The sequence below is a fragment of the Mesorhizobium sp. M0633 genome (genome assembly GCF_040320645.1).
Taxonomy (GTDB): Bacteria; Pseudomonadota; Alphaproteobacteria; order Rhizobiales; family Rhizobiaceae; genus Mesorhizobium.
In genome coordinates, this window is sequence record NZ_JAMYQC010000103.1 from 1 (window position 1) to 1,796 (window position 1,796).

Here is a 1,796-nt window from a genome sequence, read left to right on the forward strand (position 1 = left end):
GCTGGTCTTCATCGGTCTGCCCTTCGTCGTGCGCACCGTGCAGCCGATCATGGAGGAGATCGACAAGGAGGTAGAAGAAGTGGCCGCCACGCTCGGCGCCAATCGCTTCCAGATCATCAGCCGCGTTCTACTACCCGGACTGGCGCCTGCCATCGTCACCGGTTTCGCGCTGGCCTTCGCGCGCGGCGTCGGCGAGTACGGTTCCGTCATCTTTATCGCCGGCAACCTGCCGTTCAAATCCGAGATCGCGCCGCTTCTGATCGTCATCCGGCTGGAGGAATATAATTACGCCGCGGCGACCGCGATAGCGGCGATCATGCTGGCGCTGTCCTTCGTCATGCTGCTGGTCATCAACCTGGTGCAGACCTGGAGCCGCAAGCGCTATGGCTGACCCGGAGATCAAATCCTACGCGCCGCACCATGAAAGCCAGTCGCCGGCGGTGACCGAGAGCCGCACGGCGAGAACCGTGCTGATGATCGTGACCTTTGCCTTCCTCGGCATTTTCCTGCTCCTGCCGCTGATCATCGTCTTCAAGGAAGCTTTCGCCAAAGGTATCGAGGCCTACACACAGGCGCTGAGCGAACCGGACACGCGCTCGGCGATCCGCCTGACGCTTCTGGTCGCGGCGATCTCGGTGCCGCTCAATGTGACTTTCGGCATCTCCGCCGCATGGGCGATCGCCAAGTTCGAGTTCAAGGGCAAGGCGTTCCTGACCACACTCATCGACCTGCCCTTTTCGGTCTCGCCGGTCATTTCCGGCCTGGTCTATGTACTTCTGTTCGGCGCGCAAGGCCTGCTCGGCGCCTGGCTCAAGGCGCATGGCATCGTCATCCTGTTTGCCGTGCCGGGCATCGTGCTGGCCACCGTCTTCGTCACCTTCCCCTTCGTCGCCCGCGAATTGATCCCGCTGATGCAGGAACAGGGCAATGGCGACGAGGAGGCTGCCCTGTCGCTCGGGGCCAATGGCTGGCAGGCGTTCTGGTACGTGACGTTGCCCAACGTCAAATGGGGATTGCTCTACGGCGTGCTGTTGTGCAATGCCCGCGCGATGGGTGAGTTCGGCGCCGTCTCGGTCGTGTCGGGCCACATACGCGGGCTGACCAACACCATGCCGCTGCATGTCGAAATCCTTTATAACGAGTACAATGCCGCCGCCGCCTTTGCCGTCGCTTCGCTGCTTGCCGGCCTGGCGCTCGTCACGCTGGTCTTGAAGACACTTCTCGAGATGCGCTACGGCGCCGAGATCGCCGCGACGCGCGGACACTGACAAATGCATGTCGCCCAAAAGTGTGTAGCGGTTTTTGGACAACGACATGCATAAAACAAAGATTTAATGTCGCCCAAAAGTGGGAACCGGTTTTGGGATAACGGCATGCATCAACTACAAAAGGGATTTGCATGGAAGTTCGCGTTGCCAACGTGCGCAAGGAGTTTGAGCGGTTTCCGGCCCTCCGCGACGTTTCGCTCGACATCAAGTCGGGAGAACTGATCGCCCTGCTGGGACCTTCCGGTTCCGGCAAGACGACGCTGCTCAGGCTGATTGCCGGCTTGGAGCGGCCGACCCGCGGAAAGATCTTCTTCGGCGAAGAGGATGCGTCCCAAAAGTCGATTCAGGAGCGCAATGTCGGCTTCGTCTTCCAGCACTACGCGCTGTTTCGCCATATGACGGTCGCCGACAATATCGGCTTCGGACTCAAGGTCCGGCACGGGCCGTCACGCCCGTCGGCGAAGGAAATCCGCCGCCGCGCCTCGGAACTCCTCAACCTCGTTCAGCTTTCCGGTCTGGAAAAACGCT

At 60.9% G+C, this 1,796-nt stretch carries 3 protein-coding genes; all 3 read left to right on the forward strand.

The features are described from left to right. On the forward strand, positions 1–391 hold a 391-nt coding region (locus NKI47_RS34780), incomplete at its 5' end, for an ABC transporter permease subunit (RefSeq protein ID WP_352596329.1). Then, a complete protein-coding gene (gene cysW, locus NKI47_RS34785; RefSeq protein ID WP_023675838.1) occupies positions 384–1,268 on the forward strand; it encodes a sulfate ABC transporter permease subunit CysW in 885 nt (294 codons plus the stop codon). The genes NKI47_RS34780 and cysW, both read left to right, overlap by 8 nt. A gap of 131 nt (positions 1,269–1,399) precedes the next feature. Beyond that, a partial coding sequence (locus tag NKI47_RS34790; protein ID WP_352596332.1) for an ATP-binding cassette domain-containing protein occupies positions 1,400–1,796 on the forward strand: 397 nt, incomplete at its 3' end.